At 59.9% G+C, this 948-nt stretch carries 1 protein-coding gene; it reads right to left on the minus strand.

The features are described from left to right. The coding region (locus ACR0E6_RS21725; protein ID WP_480587221.1) for a preprotein translocase subunit SecA at window positions 1–948 on the minus strand (948 nt) is incomplete at both ends.

A 948-nucleotide genomic window follows, 5' to 3' on the forward strand; every position in this document is an offset into this window, starting at 1 on the left:
GCTTGGGTCGTCTTCAACAAAGCCGGGACGGGCATCGCCCGAGGCTTCGGCCTCAGCCACGGCTTCGGCTTCATCCACCGCCTCATCGACGGCTTGTTGCGCCTGTGCCTGCTGTGCCTGCATTTGCGCCAACATCTCACGCTGTTCTTCTTCGGTCAGCGGGCGGACGCGCGACAGTTGCTGGGTTACGGTTTCCCGCAGACTGTCCAGCATGCTTTCGAACAACTGGAAGCTTTCGTTCTTGTATTCGTTCAGCGGGTCGCGCTGGGCGTAACCGCGGAACCCCACGACCGAGCGCAGATGCTCGAGCGTCAGCAGATGCTCGCGCCACTTGCTGTCGATGGTGTTCAGCAGAACCTGCTTTTCGATGTTGCGCATGTTTTCGAGGCCAAAGGCTGCGGCCTTCTGCGCCATCATCTCGTCCGAGGCGTTGACCAGGCGTTCGCGCACCTGTTCGTCATCCACGCCTTCCTCGGCTGCCCAGTCCTGTACGGGAGCGTCGATGGTCAGCTTGTCCTTGACCGCCTCGTGCAGGCCGTCGGTGTCCCACTGATCGGCGTAGGATTTCGGCGGCATGTATTCGTCGATCAGGTCGTCGATCACCTGTTCCCGCATATCCGACACGATTTCTGACAGATCATCCGAGGACATGATCTCGCGCCGCTGGCTAAAGACCACCTTACGCTGGTCGTTCATGACGTCGTCGAATTTCAGGACGTTCTTGCGCATGTCGAAGTTGCGCCCTTCGACCTTGGACTGCGCCCGTTCCAGCGATTTGTTCACCCACGGGTGAATGATCGCCTCGCCTTCCTTCATGCCCAGCGTGTGCAGGACCTTGTCCAGACGCTCCGACCCGAAGATGCGCATCAGGTCATCTTCAAGGCTCAGATAAAACACTGTGCGGCCCGGATCACCCTGTCGTCCGGAACGGCCGCGCAACTGGTTGTC

The organism is Ruegeria sp. AP12, from assembly GCF_056540025.1.